The 18,082-nt window shown below is 36.8% G+C and carries 18 protein-coding genes and 1 other annotated feature; of the genes, 10 read left to right on the forward strand and 8 right to left on the reverse strand.

Annotated elements, in window-relative coordinates:
* Positions 1-55: 55 nt before the first annotated feature.
* Positions 56-1,237 (reverse strand): ABC transporter permease, encoded by a 1,182-nt coding sequence (locus tag A2J09_RS15000; RefSeq protein ID WP_036160494.1) that lies wholly within the window; start codon positions 1,235-1,237, stop codon positions 56-58.
* Positions 1,221-1,970, reverse strand: coding sequence for an ABC transporter ATP-binding protein (locus tag A2J09_RS15005; RefSeq protein WP_031418279.1), 750 nt, complete (start codon positions 1,968-1,970; stop codon positions 1,221-1,223). Before A2J09_RS15005 ends, A2J09_RS15000 begins: the two co-directional genes overlap by 17 nt.
* Positions 1,971-2,074: 104 nt before the next feature.
* Here A2J09_RS15005 and A2J09_RS15010 point away from each other — a divergent pair, with 104 nt between their 5' ends.
* The 6 genes from A2J09_RS15010 to A2J09_RS15035 all read left to right on the forward strand — a co-directional run bounded on the left by A2J09_RS15010 (position 2,075) and on the right by A2J09_RS15035 (position 5,396).
* The gene (locus tag A2J09_RS15010; RefSeq protein WP_012292187.1) at positions 2,075-2,488 is read left to right on the forward strand and encodes an HIT family protein; all 414 of its coding nucleotides are present in this window, start codon (positions 2,075-2,077) and stop codon (positions 2,486-2,488) included.
* Between the two features lie 148 nt (positions 2,489-2,636).
* Positions 2,637-3,173 carry a tryptophan transporter gene (locus tag A2J09_RS15015; RefSeq protein ID WP_036160491.1) on the forward strand — a complete coding sequence of 179 codons (537 nt, stop codon included), beginning with the start codon at positions 2,637-2,639 and terminating at the stop codon, positions 3,171-3,173.
* Positions 3,174-3,305: 132 nt separating this feature from the next.
* Entirely contained in the window at positions 3,306-3,701 is a 396-nt protein-coding gene (locus A2J09_RS15020; protein WP_031418274.1) for a YtxH domain-containing protein, read from the forward strand.
* A gap of 157 nt (positions 3,702-3,858) precedes the next feature.
* Complete coding sequence (locus A2J09_RS15025; RefSeq protein ID WP_008173331.1) at positions 3,859-4,419, forward strand: HTH-type transcriptional regulator Hpr; 561 nt, start codon at positions 3,859-3,861, stop codon at positions 4,417-4,419.
* 175 nt (positions 4,420-4,594) lie between these two features.
* A complete protein-coding gene (locus tag A2J09_RS15030; RefSeq protein ID WP_012292182.1) occupies positions 4,595-5,140 on the forward strand; it encodes a DUF3267 domain-containing protein in 546 nt (181 codons plus the stop codon).
* 70 nt (positions 5,141-5,210) lie between these two features.
* Positions 5,211-5,396 (forward strand): hypothetical protein, encoded by a 186-nt coding sequence (locus A2J09_RS15035; RefSeq protein WP_008173337.1) that lies wholly within the window; start codon positions 5,211-5,213, stop codon positions 5,394-5,396.
* A gap of 178 nt (positions 5,397-5,574) precedes the next feature.
* Here A2J09_RS15035 and A2J09_RS23135 read toward each other — a convergent pair whose 3' ends face one another.
* Positions 5,575-5,679, reverse strand: a complete 105-nt coding sequence (locus tag A2J09_RS23135; RefSeq protein ID WP_004230765.1) for a YjcZ family sporulation protein — start codon at positions 5,677-5,679, stop codon at positions 5,575-5,577.
* A 143-nt stretch (positions 5,680-5,822) separates the two neighbouring features.
* Between A2J09_RS23135 and A2J09_RS15040 the strand changes: the two genes are divergently transcribed.
* Together A2J09_RS15040 and A2J09_RS15045 are read left to right on the forward strand one after the other, a co-directional pair.
* The gene (locus tag A2J09_RS15040; RefSeq protein WP_012292180.1) at positions 5,823-6,782 is read left to right on the forward strand and encodes a peptidylprolyl isomerase; all 960 of its coding nucleotides are present in this window, start codon (positions 5,823-5,825) and stop codon (positions 6,780-6,782) included.
* A 704-nt stretch (positions 6,783-7,486) separates the two neighbouring features.
* Positions 7,487-7,804: a hypothetical protein gene (locus A2J09_RS15045; protein WP_036160488.1), complete on the forward strand. Its 318-nt coding sequence runs from the start codon at positions 7,487-7,489 to the stop codon at positions 7,802-7,804.
* 344 nt (positions 7,805-8,148) lie between these two features.
* Here the strand turns inward: A2J09_RS15045 and yhaM are convergent, their stop codons facing one another.
* From yhaM to A2J09_RS15060, 3 genes are read right to left on the reverse strand one after another with little or no spacing between them, the layout of a single operon-like run.
* The gene (yhaM, locus tag A2J09_RS15050; protein ID WP_012292178.1) at positions 8,149-9,087 is read right to left on the reverse strand and encodes a 3'-5' exoribonuclease YhaM; all 939 of its coding nucleotides are present in this window, start codon (positions 9,085-9,087) and stop codon (positions 8,149-8,151) included.
* Positions 9,084-11,972, reverse strand: coding sequence for an ATP-binding protein (locus tag A2J09_RS15055; protein ID WP_036160485.1), 2,889 nt, complete (start codon positions 11,970-11,972; stop codon positions 9,084-9,086). The genes yhaM and A2J09_RS15055 overlap by 4 nt, the downstream gene beginning before the upstream one ends.
* Positions 11,973-11,977: 5 nt before the next feature.
* Positions 11,978-13,192 (reverse strand): metallophosphoesterase family protein, encoded by a 1,215-nt coding sequence (locus tag A2J09_RS15060; RefSeq protein WP_012292176.1) that lies wholly within the window; start codon positions 13,190-13,192, stop codon positions 11,978-11,980.
* A 268-nt stretch (positions 13,193-13,460) separates the two neighbouring features.
* Between A2J09_RS15060 and A2J09_RS15065 the strand changes: the two genes are divergently transcribed.
* Positions 13,461-13,646, forward strand: a complete 186-nt coding sequence (locus A2J09_RS15065) for a YhzD family protein (protein ID WP_008173354.1) — start codon at positions 13,461-13,463, stop codon at positions 13,644-13,646.
* 46 nt (positions 13,647-13,692) lie between these two features.
* Here the strand turns inward: A2J09_RS15065 and A2J09_RS15070 are convergent, their stop codons facing one another.
* Positions 13,693-14,475: an enoyl-CoA hydratase gene (locus A2J09_RS15070; protein WP_036160480.1), complete on the reverse strand. Its 783-nt coding sequence runs from the start codon at positions 14,473-14,475 to the stop codon at positions 13,693-13,695.
* A gap of 139 nt (positions 14,476-14,614) precedes the next feature.
* Between A2J09_RS15070 and A2J09_RS15075 the strand changes: the two genes are divergently transcribed.
* Entirely contained in the window at positions 14,615-15,586 is a 972-nt protein-coding gene (locus A2J09_RS15075; RefSeq protein ID WP_012292174.1) for an oxygen-dependent tRNA uridine(34) hydroxylase TrhO, read from the forward strand.
* Positions 15,587-15,652: 66 nt separating this feature from the next.
* On the opposite strand, the gene A2J09_RS15080 is transcribed toward A2J09_RS15075, so the two are convergent.
* A complete protein-coding gene (locus A2J09_RS15080; protein WP_012292173.1) occupies positions 15,653-17,302 on the reverse strand; it encodes an FAD-binding dehydrogenase in 1,650 nt (549 codons plus the stop codon).
* Positions 17,303-17,705: 403 nt separating this feature from the next.
* Positions 17,706-17,946, forward strand: a binding site (T-box leader).
* Positions 17,947-18,082: the final 136 nt, after the last annotated feature.

Consider the following 18,082-nt stretch of genomic DNA (forward strand, 5'->3'; position numbering starts at 1 on the left):
TACAACAAATAAAAGCTCATCTTCTCAGTGCAGTACTGGGAAAATGAGCTTTTCATTATTTAGATACTTTCGCAGTCAATTCGCTAATTACTAAAACAATAACAACTACAATGTAAAACATAGGCTGTGTAATTGCACATAATCCAACGATGATTGCTTGTGTAACCATAGCTAGACGTACAATTTGCTTCACAGCTAGTTGACGAGCATTATCTGGCAATGGAAACAGCATATCCATGCGGAATTCTCCACTTGATAGTAATGCTTGCTTTAATTGAATAGTCGTTGCAAAGCTTAGTGCCCCAGCTACAATCCATGTAACTATCGGAATGTCTACAAAGGCTGCAATCACTCCTGCAATTGCCGTAAGACGGAGCCATAAATAAAAATGATCATCTGTACGGACAAAGGTGCGAAACACCAAATATTTTTGAGAATTTTTTTTACCATATGGTACGAATTTATAGAGCCAGTCCATCCATCCTCGACGTCGAATGCTTCCATGTAGATGGGGTACCTCTGTAAAGTAATTTGCAAAACGATAAAAACTCATCATACGATTTTGTTCAAGCTTTACAAAATGTTCATAAGGTACTGGTTCGCCGACAGATTTTTTTCTAAAGACAATCATATAAATGATGCTAATGACTGTAGCCACAATGGTTAGGAGCAACTGAGCTTGCAGACCCATATAAACAGCTGCAGCAAATATTATTGCTCGAATCAGCCTGTCCACCCAAACCATTTGACCTCGTTCACTATATCGATAGCTAAATTCTCCTCGAACACTTATATATTTCAGTACAATCACTAGTATGAAAATGGACCAAATTTCAATTGTTGTTAAATCAGTCACTGCTTTTAATAACGGGATACTGACGATGTAGACGATTGCTACAATCCACACCTGAGACCAAAATGTCCAAGCTAAAGCCTTGCTGAAATAATGTGACATTTTAGATTCTAGGGGCAATAGGTATACCTGGTCTGGCTCTCTCAATAATGTAGTAGGACGACTAAAAGCCAATAAAATGCCTATAAAAACAGCAATAAGTATTTCAGCTGGGAAATCTGTCTGTACAACTTTCAACCATTCACTATATTGGTAGCCTCCTGCTCCAATTAGAAATACAAGCACAATGGCAATATGCCCTGTAAAAATAAATTGCATATATTTTTGTACTTCTCCTATATAATGCATGAAGCGAGAGGACCATACATCACGCAAGTTCTTCATGGTCCCGCTCCTTTGTCATTGCAATATAAAGATCGTCTAACGTTGCATGAGGCATCGCAAATGTTTGACGCAAATCGGCCATCGTTCCTTGTGCTCGAACTCTTCCTTCGTGCAATAATATAATTCGATCACAATGCTTTTCGGCTGTCGATAAGATATGCGTAGACATTAATATGGAAGCACCTTCTTTTTTCTTCTCATCCATTTGATCTAATAATGATTGAATCCCCAGAGGATCTAACCCCACAAAAGGTTCATCAATAATATAAAGACTAGGATTAATTAGAAAGGCACACATAATCATAACCTTTTGACGCATTCCCTTTGAAAAATGCGAAGGAAACCAGTTTAATCTTTTCTCCATTCGAAATTCCTTTAAAAGTACCTCAGAACGAGCATCTAGAGTTGCTTTATCAATACCATAAGCCATCGCTGTTAATTCTAAATGTTCCCTTAATGTTAGCTCATCATAGAGCACGGGGGTTTCAGGGATATAAGAAAAGGCTGTACGATACTTGTCCGTATCTTCCTTTAGCGTTACCCCATTAAGGTAAATATCCCCTTCCTTTGGCAACATTGTTCCAATTATATGTTTAATCGTTGTGCTTTTCCCAGCTCCATTCAAGCCAATTAAGCCAACAAGCTCTCCTTTTTCAATAGTAAAAGATAAATCTTTAATAACAGGTTTTCTTGTATATCCACCTGTCACATGCTGTACCTCTAATACTGACATATCCTCACTCCTCTTCTTGTTTTATATTTTATCAAAAATTAGCAAATGATACAGGTTTGAGTATGATAGAATGAATTTACATATACGTTAAGGGGGAAATTCTCATGAGCGATTGCCTATTTTGCAAAATTATCGATGGATCCATTCCAAGTACAAAAGTTTATGAAGACGAACATGTCTATGCATTTACAGACATTTCGCCAGTTGCAAAGGGTCATACCTTACTAATTCCAAAGCATCACTGCCAAGATCTATACGAAATGCCAGAGGATGTTGCACGTAATTTATACGCTGTTGCACCGAAGATTGCGAATGCCATAAAGGCAGCGTTTGAGCCAATAGGTTTGAATACAATTAATAATAATGGGGCGGCAGCTGGACAAACTGTGTTCCACTATCATCTACATTTTATTCCGCGTTATGACGAAAAAGAAGGCTTAGGTTTAGTTTGGCAAACGCAAAAATATTCACCTGAACAATTGGCTGATGTGGCCGAAAATATTAAAGCTCATTTATAATTTTTTGTCATATATTAACATTTTAATAACCCAATTACTGTATTGCAAATATAAAAATTTTAGCGTACAATCACAAATAAGTTTCGCTAACGGTCACGAGGACACGTTGGGAAACTAATAGATTAGCTCAGTCGAGGAGAGATTAAAAATGAATACAAAGAATTTAGTATTAATGGCCCTTTTAGTTGGTATCGGAGCGGCACTATATGTCGTGACACCGGGAATGATTAATGGCATGAAGCCTGATTTCATGTTAACAATGATGTTCATTGGCATTTTATTATTTCCTACAGTGAAAGAAACGTTTTTACTTTCGCTAGCAACAGGGGTACTTTCAGGTTTGTTCACAACATTTCCTGCTGGTCTAGTTCCGAACATTATTGATAAAGCGGTGACAGGCTTTGTGTTTTTAGCTGCTTTAGTTATTCTAAAAAGGATAGCAAAGAGTTTCGCTGTCTCTGCATTTTTAGTTGGTTTGGGTACTATTCTATCAGGTACAGTCTTTTTAGCAGCAGCACTTTTTGTTTTCAATGCAAATGTAGGTGCAACGTTTACAATGCTATTTATTGGGGTTGTCCTTCCAGCTGTAGCATTTAATGTCGTTGCTTTTGCTATTATTTATCCTATTGTAGCAAAATTAGTGAAGCGCTCTAAATTTGTAACAGCCATTTCTCAGATTTCATAACTATTGACTTTAAACATTTAAAAGAAACTGCACTGTGATGATCTATCACTCGTTCAGTTTCTTTTTCTTTTTGTATTCATGCTTTTCATGGTTTAATAGTAGATAAACATGACAAGAAATGAGGTATATATTATGAAAGCAAAACCATTTTTAATTGGACTAGCAACAGGTATTATCGGTGGAACAGCTGCTGTTTTGTTCTCAACTCCACAATCAGGCCAGCAGTTACGTACAACTTTAAAACAAAACGTAGATCAAACAAAAGGCATGCTCCTCGATGTTAAACAACAAGTAGGGACTGTGAAACACTCTGTCAATACTTTAACAAACGAAGTTAAAAATAATATCCCACAAATAATAAATGATTTAAAACAAACAATTACCACTTTTTCAGAAGAAATAGAGCCAAATAAAAATAATTTGCAACAAGAATTAGATGCTTTACAGAATTCGATAAGCGAAATCGAGAAAAACATTGCACAATTCACAGAAAATAAGGAAAAACCACAGAAAAAAATAAGCGACTAAAGTCCTCTTTAGGAGCTTACTTATCTATTTTTTCATCAAAAACTATTGCTATAATATTATTTTTTAACCACTTTTCAATTTTTGAATTTTTCTAACTTTAAACTTTTTTTCTTTACTGCTATAATATTTTTAAAAATGTGAAAGAAAGCAGTAGGTGATGGTATTGTCAGAGGAATTATACACACAAAAAGAAGCTATGCTTTATAGTCAAAGAATCGCGCAATTATCGAAAGCACTATGGAAAGCGGTTGAAAAAGATTGGCAACAATGGATTAAACCCTATGATTTAAATATTAATGAACACCATATTCTGTGGATTTCCTATCATTTAAAAGGGGCATCTATTTCGGATGTAGCAAAGTTTGGAGTCATGCATGTATCTACAGCATTCAATTTCTCCAAAAAATTAGAAGAACGTGGCTTCCTTAAGTTTTCAAAGCGAGATGATGATAAGCGCAATACGTATGTTGAGCTAACTGAAGCTGGTACAGAGCTCATTGTAGAGATGAATAAAAACTACCATAATACTTATCATTCTGTATTAGAAGGATCATTGGCCTTAAAGGACTTATATGGCCGTTTCCCAGATTTTTTAGACGTAATGGCTGTCATTCGTAATATTTATGGTGAGGATTTCATCGATATTTTTGAACGCTCCTTCCAGCATTTTCGTGATTCCTTTGACACGCTTGAAGAACGTCCAACTGTAAAAGGATAAATAAAACTATCGTACAGATATTTTCATGGGGATTCTTGTTGTGCTAGCAGGAATAAATTATGTGAAAGGAGGTATTTCAGAAATATTTCTGAAGTACCTCCTTTCTCTTGCATTCTAAGACAATTCAATTTACATTAAATAGGACACTTCCTATTTTCGGAGTTGATAATAAACTATGCACTGTTGGAAAATTTTAAATCTTGAACATCATTACGGCACTACGCGTATTATTATAATGGGTGTTATTACTTTTTTATCCGTTTTTTCCGTATCGTATGTGACGTTTAATTTATTTAATGAAGAGCACTACACCGATCATTTATTCTGGCTCTTTGTAATAGCCGTATTAACACTTTATCCGGTTCACAAGTTTCTACACTTTTTAGCTCTGTACGATTTACGACAGCATCTTAAATTGCGTGTCCGTACGCAATTTTATCTAATTCCTGTTGTACACATGCGTATTCATGAGCCATTATCCAAAAATCGCTATATACTAGCACTTCTTACGCCTTTTATCGTTCTCAATACTAGTATTATCATAGGTACTTGGCTACTACCAGCCTATACACATTACGGTACATTGCTGTTAGCATATCACTGTAGTCTATGTTTAATTGATATACTTTACGTGAAATATTTATTGAATTCACCAAAAAACTCACAAATTGAAGAAACACCAAAGGGCTATGAGATTTTAGTTCCACCAACTGTTCACTAAATTGCTTGTACTTGTTTTTTAATGGCGTTCTTTGTTATGCTATTACTATTGAAAGAGGGGAGGAATAGACTTGCTATTAATGATTGTAGTTCTATTCTCGGTATTCTATTTATTTCAAATTAACCGTATGACATATGCTCTATGTATGCGACGTGAAATTCCCGAAGAAAACCAGCCAAAAATATTCCGAACTATAAATATACTTATTACCATTTTACTTGTCTCATTTTATATTGAAATTTTATATGCAGTATAACAATCGAAAAGTAAAATACATTCACGTCCGCACGCTACAAGATAAGTTGAGTCCCCATTAAACAACTTGTTCAAACCATTACTAACGGCTTGGATCTTTGGCATGCGGCGTGAAGTACTAACATTGTTAAGAAAAGCTAAGAGTTAATAGAGCTCTTAGCTTTTCACTGTTTTATTAATTAGTATAGGAACGCTGCACCAACGATAATTAATAAAATAAATAACACAACTAATAAAGCAAAGCCTGAGCCGTAGCCACCGCCACCGTATCCTCCGTTGCCCATAACTTCACCCCCTTTCTTTTCTATATCCTATGCGCTTCAAAATTTGAAATATAGGCAATACTCAAGGGGGAACCATTTTGTTTTTAAAACGTTTATGTTATAGTAAAAAATGGACGAAACCATGTTAGGAGAGAATATCCACTATGAAAAAGACAGTTTTATCTTTAACTTTAGCTGCTTCTGTTTTAGCGCTTGGTGCGTGTAGCGGCGGAGATAGCAAAGCAATCGTGACTTCTAAAGTGGGCGATATTTCAGTAGCTGATTTTAATGAAAAAGCGAAAAGCTTAACAGGCCCATATGTATTACAACAAATGGTGACTGAAAAAGTATTATCGGACAAATATGAAGTAACAGACAAAGAATTTAAAGAGGCTTATGATGTAACTGCCTCTCAGTTTGGAGATAGCTTTTCACAAGCACTTGCTGAAAGCGGCTTAACGGAAGAAGGCTTTAAAGATTCATTACGTGTTCAACTTCTTCAAGAAAAAGCATTAAAAGATCAAGCTATTAAAGAAGAAGATGTAAAAAAATACTATGAGCAAATGAAAACCGAATTAAATGGTCGTCATATTTTAGTAGCAGATGAGAAAACAGCGAAAGAAGTCATTGCAAAAATTAAAGGTGGCGCAAAATTTGCTGATGTAGCAAAAGAGTACTCTACAGATACAGGTTCTGCAGAAAAAGGTGGAGAGCTTGGGTGGTTCTCTGTCGGATCGATGGTTGATGAGTTTAACGATGCTGCTTATGCACTTGAATTAAATACATTAAGTGAACCTGTTCAAACGAGCTTTGGTTACCACGTTATCGAAATTACGGACAAGCGTGATGTGAAAGATGTGGGCTCATTCAAGGACGAAGAAGAAAACATTCGTACGGCAATGCTTGGCAAATTAAAACAAACAGGTGAAGATCAAGTGATTTTAAAAGACATCATTGCAAAAATGGCGAAAGATGCGAACGTTAGAACTCCTGATAAAAATTTAAAACAATCACTAGAATTCTTTACAACTACAAGTGAAGAGCAAGCCAAAGCAACAGAAGAAGCAGCTAAAAAAGCTGAAAGTGAAGACAAAGCTGAAGATACTGACAAAGAATCTAATTAGTAATTGATTTGACCAAAAAAATTAAACAAATAATTTAAGCAACTTCTAAGATCTGAGTCCAGAATTGTATCGGACTCAGGTCTTTTAATTTTGCATTCATATGTTTGTATGAATATAAGCATCCGATTCTTTTTCAAAGCGCTTAAATTCCCAATATTTGCAAGTAATGTCGTATAGACTTTCACATTCAACTTTTTTTAATAAGTCTCCATTTCGAGTAGTTTAATAGCGCTCTTCAAGCATTTCAACTGATCCATCTAGATTTGGTGTCTAACAATTTAGGGGCCTTTCAACTCAAATTTCTTAGAGTTTTTTACAGTCTTTTTCTTTTTTTAATTGTACGACCGTTGATTTCTATTTCAGATGCACTCCTTCGCAGGCAAGGCTCTAACTAATTTTTTCAGACAATCACCTATACATCTACTCTATCTATTTGTGGAAACTGCCCCATCTTATCGAAATGTACGAAAAGTAAGTAAGATTCATACGTAATTGATTGACTAAATGAAGCCTATGGTAGAAGAGACAAAATCATTCACTAGTTAATATTCCCATATTATTATTTATATGTTATAATAATAAAGTAGTTAAATTTTTATCTATTTATTACATAAATTTCAAATTTATAAGTATGTTTTTTGTACCATGACGAGATAATTTTTAACTACCATTCAATTTAAATATTATAAGGAGTTGTTTCATTTATGAAAAAAGGAAAATTATTTGCTAGTATTTTAGCTACTACCACTTTTTTATTTTCAGGAGCTATTATGCCTTCAGCAGAAGCAAGCCAAGTAAAAATTACGCCTAGTACAAGCACTGTAGAAAACACAATTACACCTTATTCAAGCACGTATACTTTACGATTAAAAATGGAGTGGGCAGGCCGTTACCCTAGTCCTTCGTACATCAACCATAATAGTTCTTTAGGTTCTGGTATACTTTATCTACAGACAAGTTATTACGACGCAAACACAAATATGACAATAGCCTGGTACGAAGGGCTTGTAACTAAGCCATAATTCTTTCCTTTTTTAAAATAAAAAGGTCGACTTACAATTATTGAGATGTACCGAATAGTGGACACTAAAAAGTGGACCTATTCGGTTTTTTTGTTCCTGCGCACAATAATTTAGTAGCACTTGAAGATGGTAGACCGATATACTAAGATCTATAGAGCAATGCCACTAAAAAATGACTTCGGGAGCATACCGAAGTCACTTAATTCTCCTATTAATTTGCAAAACTATTTTTATTAAACTGTCTACTTTTTTCACATTTCTTTAAGTAAACTTTTTAATACCAAAAACAACTCTAATCATTTCCTTTAACACAACAAGTTACATTTATGTAACCCCTTTTTACTTCAATCGATAGTAGGCTTATAAAATGATCGATTATCCAGAGGGAATAGTCGCTCTGTAAATTCACCAGGTGCTGTTTTACCTAATGCTCTAGTTAGCATATTCATCTTAGCATCGATGTTATCAATATAATGTAAAATTTCTGCTTCTTGAACCATCGGCTTTTTCGGACTACCCCACTCTTCTTTGCCATGGTGAGATAAAACCATATGCTGCAAAAGCATCACTTCTTCACCTTCAATTTCTAGTTCATTAGCAATCTTAGCAATTTCATTCACCATTATCGTAATATGTCCTAAAAGGTTTCCCTCCACTGTGTACGTCGTGGCAACTGGTCCAGACAGCTCCACCACTTTTCCAATATCGTGCAAAATAATACCTGCATATAATAGATCTCGATTAAGAGTCGGATATAAATCAGCAATGGCCTTACCTAGTTTTAGCATAGACACCATATGATCTAATAAGCCAGAAGCATAATCATGATGATTTTTAGTAGCCGCTGGGAACACTAAAATGGCATCCTGGTGTTTTTTAATGGCCGCTCTCGTAATACGTGAAATATTTGGATTTTTAATATCAAAGAAAAATTGATTTAATTCTTCAAAAAGTTGTTCCTTTGGTGTTGCAGAGGAGGGTACTAAATCATGAATGGCAACTCCTTCTTCTGGCTTTGCCACACGAATAGCTTTGATACGCAATTGATTTTTCCCTCTATAGTCGTGAATTTCTCCACCGACACGTACAATGGCTTCAGCATGATACATCTTTTCATGATCTTCATTTGTATCCCAAAGCTTAGCCTCAATATCTCCACTTTTATCTTGTAATATTAGCGACATAAATGGCTTCCCAACAGTAGTAACTCCTTTTGTCGCTTGTTTAATTAATAAATATTGATCCACTGATTCTCCAACCTGAAGCGTTGTAATTCCTTTCATGTTGACGCCACTCCCCTTTCATTTGCTAGTGCTCCTACATCTATAATTTGCTCTTTTGGCCAATGTTTGAGCATTTCATCATGGCAAGTAAAATATAAAATTTGACGTTCATATCCTACTTCTTTCATTAATTGTACCATTTTGTCTGTACGGTTTCGATCAAAATGGACAAACGGATCGTCCATAATAATCGGGAATGGCGCAGAGGTTATCAACGTTTGTGCAAGTGCCAGACGTAATGCAATGTAGGCTTGCTCCTTAGTTGCCTGCGATAATTCAACCATTTGATAACGGATTCCCGCCACATCTTGCGCCATAAAGTAGCCTTCGTCGTGAATCGTAAGTTGAACGTAGCGCCCTCCTGTAAGTAATTGGAATATTGCATTAACCTTCGATAAAACATGTGGTAATTTTTCTTCCCGAAGACGAAATAATGTTTCATGAATAGCAGTCGCCACAGCCTTTTTCGTTGCCCAATGCTCAATCATTTGCTGTAACTCCGATTTTTCCTGCTCAAACTCTTGAAGTAGTTGGCCATATTTTTCATCATTTAATAGCTGTTCTTTTTCAATTTGCAATGCAGCACGATGTTCAAGACATCGGTCTATATCCATTTGCAAAGAAGCTTGCTCCTGCTCTAAAACCCGCATATCCTCGATAACAGAGTCCTCTTTTAAACCAACATTTTCAGATAAATCCAACGAGGCTATTTGAGCCTGAACCGTTTGAAGCTCTGTCATTATTTTTCTTTGATGCTCAAATTGCTCATATCTCTCATAAAAAGCTTGCTCGTTTTGCACCTCCGCTTCGTTCAATAGCTGCATCATATCAGCTGTATAACGATCTATTCGTGTTTGTCCACTTTGTAGCTTAATCTTGATGTCAGCTAGCTGAGCTTGTGCTTGCTGCACTTGCTGTTGCTGTTGCTGTGCGTCCAGATAGGCTGTTCGTAGATACATATATATTTCATGTTCATTATAATTTTCATTTAATACTAGTTGAAGCTGTTCATAAAGGCTGTTCTTTTCATCCTGAACTTCTTGCAAAAGGCTTATTGAGCCCTCCCTTTTAACCGCCAATTCTTGAACACTTCGTATACGCATAAATAATTCGGGCATTAACGTTCTAGCTATCGTACCTTGTAATCGATAGCGTTTTAAAAATTGCTGCAATGACTGCGTAGTTTCTTCACTCTCCAGCTCCGCTTGTTGAATTTTATATTCCAATTGAGCATATTGTTGCTCCTTCTCACTTTGCTGTTCATGGACATGTAACCAACGATCCTCCAATCTTTGTTTCTTTAGGAGTATAGTTTGTACAGTCATTTCATCCTGCTCTAATTGTCGTAAGAGGTGACTATTTTCTTTATCGGACGTCTCCGTTGCTGGTCTAACAAACTTTATCAACCAAATGGTTATGATGGTCAAAATAGCACCAATAATGGCCACTGCCACATTTTTTTGGAATATCCCATAAACAAATGATAATAAACCAATTAATAAAATCATCAAGGAAAAATAATTAGGCTGCCTTTGTTTAGTCCGTTGCGATTTGGCAGCACGCAATTGCTCTAGCCTCCGCTTTTGTTGAGGCCACTGTGCTAAAATATGTTCTTCTTCCTTTGTTAATGACTCCTGCTTTAGCCTTTGCTTTTGTTGCGTTATGGCATCTAATGCTTGATGGACTTGCTCTAGCGAATGTAAATGAAACTTTAGCTCATCCTCCGCCTCCTCCAGCCTTTTTAATTGCTGTTGAAATTGCTGTTCCTGCTGTAAGGATACTGTTTCTCCAAGAAGAATGTTCTGTGCCTCTTTTTCTTGCACACCTAATAAACGAAACTGCGCATCTATTTCTTGCTCAAGCATAAAGAGATCATCCCGTAAGTTTTTCTCCTTCACGATCAGCTGATGCCATGTTGCCTCTTTTTGCATAAGGCGGCCCATTTCATTTACAGTTTGCTCATTCACTGTCGCGAGCACTTTGTCCTGTAGCAATTGATATTGTTCTTTTAATTGCAGCAACTGCTGACTTTCATGTAAAAGTCGGTCCTTTACTTGTTCATATCGTCTTACACCTTCTGCTGGAAATTGAACATGCGGATCATTACCTAATGCTTGCTGCAACATCTGTTGTTGCTTGATAAGAGGCAAGGCCTGCTTTTGAACCGTTAAGTATTGCCATTGTTGTTGTTGCTTTTTTTGAGTGGCATAAAGTTTCTCAAGGTTTTGCTCAAGAAGTTGCAATTGTTGTAATTTATTCTCAAATGTTTGGATCTTACCTTGCTCGTGTCTAATCATTCGCTCGAGTTGCTTTAACTGCTCAATTTTTTGATTGATTACTGGAACTTTACCTGTCTTCTTAAATAGCTCATTGGCCTCTTTATCCATTTTTTTCTCAAGAGCAGACAAGTGCTGGATACCTGTTGTACCAGAGGAGAGGAGAAGATGTGTTAGTTCCTCCTCAGACATTTTTTCAATGCCCTGAAGCTCATGCAATGAAAAGGAAAAAATGGATTCAAAGGATGCTCTAGAATAGCCATATAAAAGCTTAGCTAACAGCTCCTCCTGTCCTGTTGTACCATCTTCAAGATAAACAGTAACATCACCTGCAGCCTTGCCTTTCACACGCTCAATAATGCATGAACCATAAATAGGGTGTAATAGTGTCAGCTGACCACCGAATTTCGTCGATGCTTTTGGTTCATATTTGCGCTGTGTCTGCTGTCTTGTTGGAAAGCCAAAGAGCATTTGTAAAACAAATTGCTGAATCGTTGTTTTTCCTGCCTCATTTAATCCATAAAAAATTGTAACGCCTTCATTTAAGGGAATCGTCACGTTTTCATGCTTACCAAAGCCATAAATTTGTAGTTTTTTGATTGTTAGCATGTGCATCACGCCCTTTGAATTTCTTCCGCCAATAGTGACTGTGCATTGTGCGTTAGATTCTTTATATCCTTTTCAGATAAAGGCTCAATCAGCCGAGCGCCACCAGCATACTGGTATAAGTCTTTTAGTATATCCTTCCAGTCATTACTATCCCATTGCTCCATTAAACTTACGACTGACTGCGTAGCAGCAGAATATTCACCATGAATCGAAGGTTTTTGTAACACCATTTTTTGTACCCAACACATTGGCTCAATACCCTCTTCTGCCTCTCGAATGGTATCCAGCCAAGTGTCCACCGTCGCATGCTCAAACAATGCTTCTGTTTGCTCATCAATATTTTTTAAATAAAGCTCAACTACCGCCGCTCCCCATGAAGTACGATTGACAGCAATTGCTTCTTCACATCTTTTAAGTAATTCATTAGCATGAACGATATTTGTACAATCCACCTCTATCGTGGTATAAACAATAGCGGAGGTAGGAATAAAATCTAATTCACATGCTGTTTGAGATAAAGTTACATCATAGCAACCTTTTATTCCTTGTTCTTTACGATGACGACTTTGAATATTGCCTGGATAAACTATAGGAGGGTTTTCATGTAACAGTTGTCGTTTATGAATATGCCCTAGCGCCCAATAATGATAATTCTTTTCAAGCAGTTGCTGTTTGGTAAATGGCGCATACAAAGCATGTGACGTATCACTAGCCTCACTGCCATGCAACATGCCAATATGAATTGCATGAGAATCTTGAGCGATTGGAAACGTATCAATAACAGACTCCTTCAGGTGGCGTTCACTATAGCTGAAGCCGTATATACAGACTTGCTGACCACGGATTTTCAACTGGACAACACTTGTTTCAGCCGGTAATTCATAAACATTACTTGGTAAAGAAAAACGTGTCCAAGTTCCTTTTAAATGATCATGATTCCCGTAGCTAATAATTACAGGAATATTGTGTTGAAAAAGTTTCTCCATTGCATCTTGAAATTTTCTTTGGGCTTGTAAACTGCGATTTTCACCATCATAAATATCTCCGACAATTAATAAAAAGTCTGGCTGCTCCTGAATTGCCTTCTGAATAATTTTATCAAAAGCATCAAAGGTACTTGATCGAATTTCCTTTAAAATGTGTTCAGGTAAGCCAAATAAGCCCTTAAATGGACTATCCAAATGTAAATCTGCCATATGAAAAAAACGAATTTCTGACATCCAATCACCCCAACTATAGATATTTCCCACCTCAGTTAGTTACTACAAACTATCAACCAAAGCAGTCATATATGATTACAAAACCGAATATTTGTTCTATTTTATCATACTTCCCTATTTATGAAAAATGGTAATGCTTAAAAAAAAGCGTCGACTTACTTTTTCCACAATTTTCGTAATTCATCAAATAGTTTACTAGTTTTACCGTGAAGTTTATAAATCTTCTATGTATAATAGATATATATTTAAATAAAAGGGTGGGGTTTGTATGGAGAACTATCGTTTCACAGCTTTCGAAAAAACAGGGGAAACATTGTTTGATGAAACATGGACATTTGAAAATGACGAAGCTGCTAAATTAAATGGCCAACAACAAATTGAAGAAAAAGGTGTTGCCAACAAAACTCATCGTCTAGTAAATGCTTCAGGTAAATTAATTTTATTCCATGTTTAATAATTGAGAAAAGGCACGTAGGATATCTACATGCCTTTTCTTATTTTTATTTTCCTACAAAGACAGGTGTTCTTTTCTCTACAAAAGCATGAATACCTTCTATATGATCTGTCGTTTTACGCATTGTTGATTGTCCTTCTGCTTCTAGTGCAAGGATATTTTCCAGCTGTGGTAAATTTTGAGCATGTAAAATGTTTTTTGTCGTAATCATAGAAGAAATAGGTGAAGCAAGCATTTTACCCACAAGCTGATCTGCCATTGCAAATACAGTGCCATCTGGTGCCATATAGTCGATTAATCCTGCATCTAATGCTTCATTTGCAGTAAGCACCTTCCCTTCCCAAATCATTTGTTTTGCTTTAACAGTCCCCACACGTTCCTTCATAAAGAAGTGACCACCTCCATCTGGAATCAGTCCTATCCCTATGAAGTTCATAGCTAGTTTACTATTTTCACAGGCCACAACAATATCCGCCCCCAGTGTTAAACTAAAGCCAAGACCTGCGGATGCGCCATGAACTGCCGCAATGACTATCATTGGCAGCTGATAATAGGCCTTAACGATGCGTGTAAGATAACCCATCGCCTCATCAATATTTAAAGGCTTAGTTGAATCAAGCATCGTCTTAATATCGCCTCCAGCAGAAAAGACCTTCCCTTCTCCACGAATAACAAGTACTTGTATATCTTTTTCCTGTTGCAAAGCCTCAAAGCATTCAGCGAGTTCTCGCATCATAACGTCATCCATCGCATTCATCGCCTGAGGACGATTCAAAGTTAACGTTGCACGTCGATCTAGCTTTTCTACAGTAATTGTTGAAAATTCCATCTCCATTACCCCCAAATATGAATAGTCATTCACTATGTACTATTCGTGTTTTTTTAGTAAACTCCTTCTCTGCTAAACAAATTTACCTTCATTATGCTATATTAAAGGACGAATATTGTTATAAAGGTGGTTACGTATTTTGACACAAAAAGACTATCGTATATTACTTTATTATAAATATGTTACGATTGAAGACCCTATAGCATTTGCTGAAGAACATTTAGCAGTATGTCAAGAACTCGGACTTCTTGGCCGCATTTTAGTTGGTCACGAAGGGATTAACGGAACGGTTTCGGGGACTATTGAACAAACAGATGCTTACATGAATCATATGAAGGCTGACCCTCGCTTTAGTGATATCATGTGGAAAATTGATGAAGCTGAAGGACACGCTTTCAAAAAAATGCACGTTCGCCCTCGCCGCGAGATCGTTCACTTAGGCTTAGAAAATGATATCAATCCTTTAGAGATAACAGGGGATTATTTATCTCCTAAGGAATTTATGGAACAAATGCAAGAAGAGAATACTATTATTATCGATGCACGTAATGACTATGAATACGATCTTGGCCATTTTAGAGGCGCGGTTCGACCTGATATTGAAAATTTCCGCGACTTGCCAGCATGGATGGAAACACATAAAGAAGAATTCACTGATAAAAAGATTTTAACTTACTGTACAGGTGGAATACGCTGTGAAAAATTCTCTGGTTGGTTAAAACGTGAGGGCTATGGAAAAAGTGTTGGTCAATTACATGGTGGAATTGCCACATATGCAAAAGATTCTGAAGTAAAGGGGCAACTTTGGGATGGGCAAATGTTTGTTTTTGATCGTCGTCGCAGTGTGCCAATCAATCAAGTGGAGCATATCGTTATCGGAAAAGATTATTTCACAGGTGAACCTTCCGAACGTTATACGAACTGTGCAAACCCTGAATGCCATAAATTAATGCTATGTGAAGAAAAGCATGAAGCCTTTTATATGCGCAGCTGCTCTGATGAATGCCGTCGTGCCAAACGTAACTTCTTCGTGGAGGAGCATGGCTGGACGGTTCATCAAATCGAAGAACAAATCGCTAGAATTGCAGTTGTCCAAAACGCAAAATCATAATCGCTGTCATTATTACTTGGTGACAAAAAGAGCATCGTTTATAACGATGCTCTTTTTACATTGGCATTACACTTCTGCTAAAAAACGCCCTACCTGCCTACCACTAAATAAACAGCCACCAACAAACGTACCTTCTAAAGCGCGATAGCCATGAACACCACCGCCCCCGAAGCCGCTTACTTCACCAGCAGCAAATAGTCCTGGAATAGGCTGACCATCCATCCCTAATACTGCTCCATTTAAGTTTGTTTGTAAGCCCCCTAAGGTTTTTCTTGTTAAAATATTTAATCGTACCGCAATTAAAGGCCAATTTTTAGTATCTAAAATTTTATGTGGCTTGGCAACACGGATTAGCTTATCCCCAATATAATTTCTGGCACCATGAATGGCGTTCACCTGTATATCTTTTGTAAACTTATTATCCATTTCTCGATCCCTCGCTAAAATTTGCTCTTTAATTTTCATGAAATCGAGTAAATCATTGCCTGCTAGTTTATTCATTCCATTTACTAGTTCTCTTAAATCATTTGCAATCACAAAATCCTCACCATGATTTTTAAAGGCTTGGATTGGAGCAGGTGGTCCGGGCATGATCCTTTTTAAAACATCACCAATGCTTTTGTTTGTTAAATCCGGATTTTGCTCCGAGCCAGATAAAGCAAATTCTTTCTCAATAATTTTTTCTGTTAAAATAAACCAGGAATAGTCATAACCTGTTTTTTGAATCGTTTCTAGTGTACTGAGCGTATCGAATCCAGGGAAATTAGGCGCATGAAATCGGTTACCTTCTGCATCAAACCATAAAGAGGAGGGGCCTGGCAAAATTCGTATTCCATGATTAGGCCAAATCGGATCCCAATTTTTTAATCCTTCTGTGTAATGCCACATACGATCACGATTCACAATACGTCCCCCTGCATGCTCTGTAATTTCAAGCATTCTTCCATCTACATATGCAGGAACACCACAGACCATATTTTTAGGAGGGGTCCCTAATCGTTCTGGCCAATTTTTTCTCACTAAATCAAAATTGGCTCCGATACCACCACTTGCCACAATAACGGCTGCAGCCTCATACGAAAATTCTCCGACTCCTAATCTTGAACTTTTTTCCCCTCGACTGATAAAGGTTTCTGCTAGTACTGTGCCACTTATCCCCATAATCTTTTCATCTTGTTGAATAAATTCATCCACACGATGTCGTGGTTTAAACTCAATATAGCCATCTTTTATTGCCTTTTTAACTTTATCCACAAATGGCTTGACAATGCCTGGACCTGTTCCCCATACAATATGAAACCTCGGCACTGAATTCCCGTGTCCACCAGCATGTGAGCCACCCCGTTCTGCCCAACCAACAACAGGGAAAAATTTAATACCCTTTGACTTCAACCAATGATATTTTTCACCCGCAGCAAAATCGACGTAGGCCCTCGCCCATTTGTATGCCCAGGAATCCTCATCTTCTAAACGATCAAAACCTGCTGTCCCTAGCCAATCCTGCCATGCCAACTCCTTACTATCCTTAATGCCGAGCCTTCTTTGTTCAGGAGAATTTACCAAAAATATGCCACCAAAAGACCAAAATGCCTGTCCCCCCATTGAATTTTCAGGCTCTTGATCTACTAAAAGTATTTTTTTCTTTGCATCGACTAACTCGCAGGCTGCCACTAAGCCTGCCAGTCCAGCACCAACTATTGCAACATCGTATTTCATTACTACACCCCCAAATCAATCATCCTTACTTTAAATTCTTCTCTACTAGTCTATTTACCTTCTAAAAATCAAAGGTTTGTCTAAAATGTGACAACGTAAAACGTTCGTCTTCTTTCATAAAACGATCCAGTTCTAATTTAGAACACTTCACTCATTCCATATAATTACCATATAATATTTTCGCAATAAACTTCATAGAAGCTTGATAAAATCAGTATTTACAAATATCGTTAGCGCTTTCATTGTGCACTCCATAAAGACGAACATTATACACTTAAAATACATAAATAATTCGTATATAAGTATTTTTCAGACTTTTGAAGTCATGTTTTTTTAGTTTTTTTAGAATTATTGTTGACAAAGGTGAACAATAGGGATTATGATGTTAACAAATTTAATCATAAAAAATATAACGACGGAGACACACTAGTCGTAAGAAAATCCAAAGCGAGCTGATGGTTGGTGTAAATCAGTGATTTCTACGATAATAGTTCCACTCCTGAATAGTTAAGCCGAACCATCTAAGTAAGCTTATCCGTCTCATGCACGTTACGCATATTGCTAAGACTGCAAGAATAAATTTTTCTAGCAGTGATTAAGGGTGGTACCGCGAACCAATGTTTATACAGCCTTTCGCCCCTTACAACACAATAACTGTGTTTGTAAGGCGTGGAAGGCTTTTTATATTGCTTTCGATTCGGAAAGGAGATTGTTTGCATGCTGTAAGATGTTAGAATTTTACAAATTCCAGACTGTCGTAGTTAAAACCACAATTACTAT

Source organism: Lysinibacillus sphaericus (genome assembly GCF_001629735.1).
GTDB classification, from domain to species: Bacteria; Bacillota; Bacilli; order Bacillales_A; family Planococcaceae; genus Lysinibacillus; species Lysinibacillus pinottii.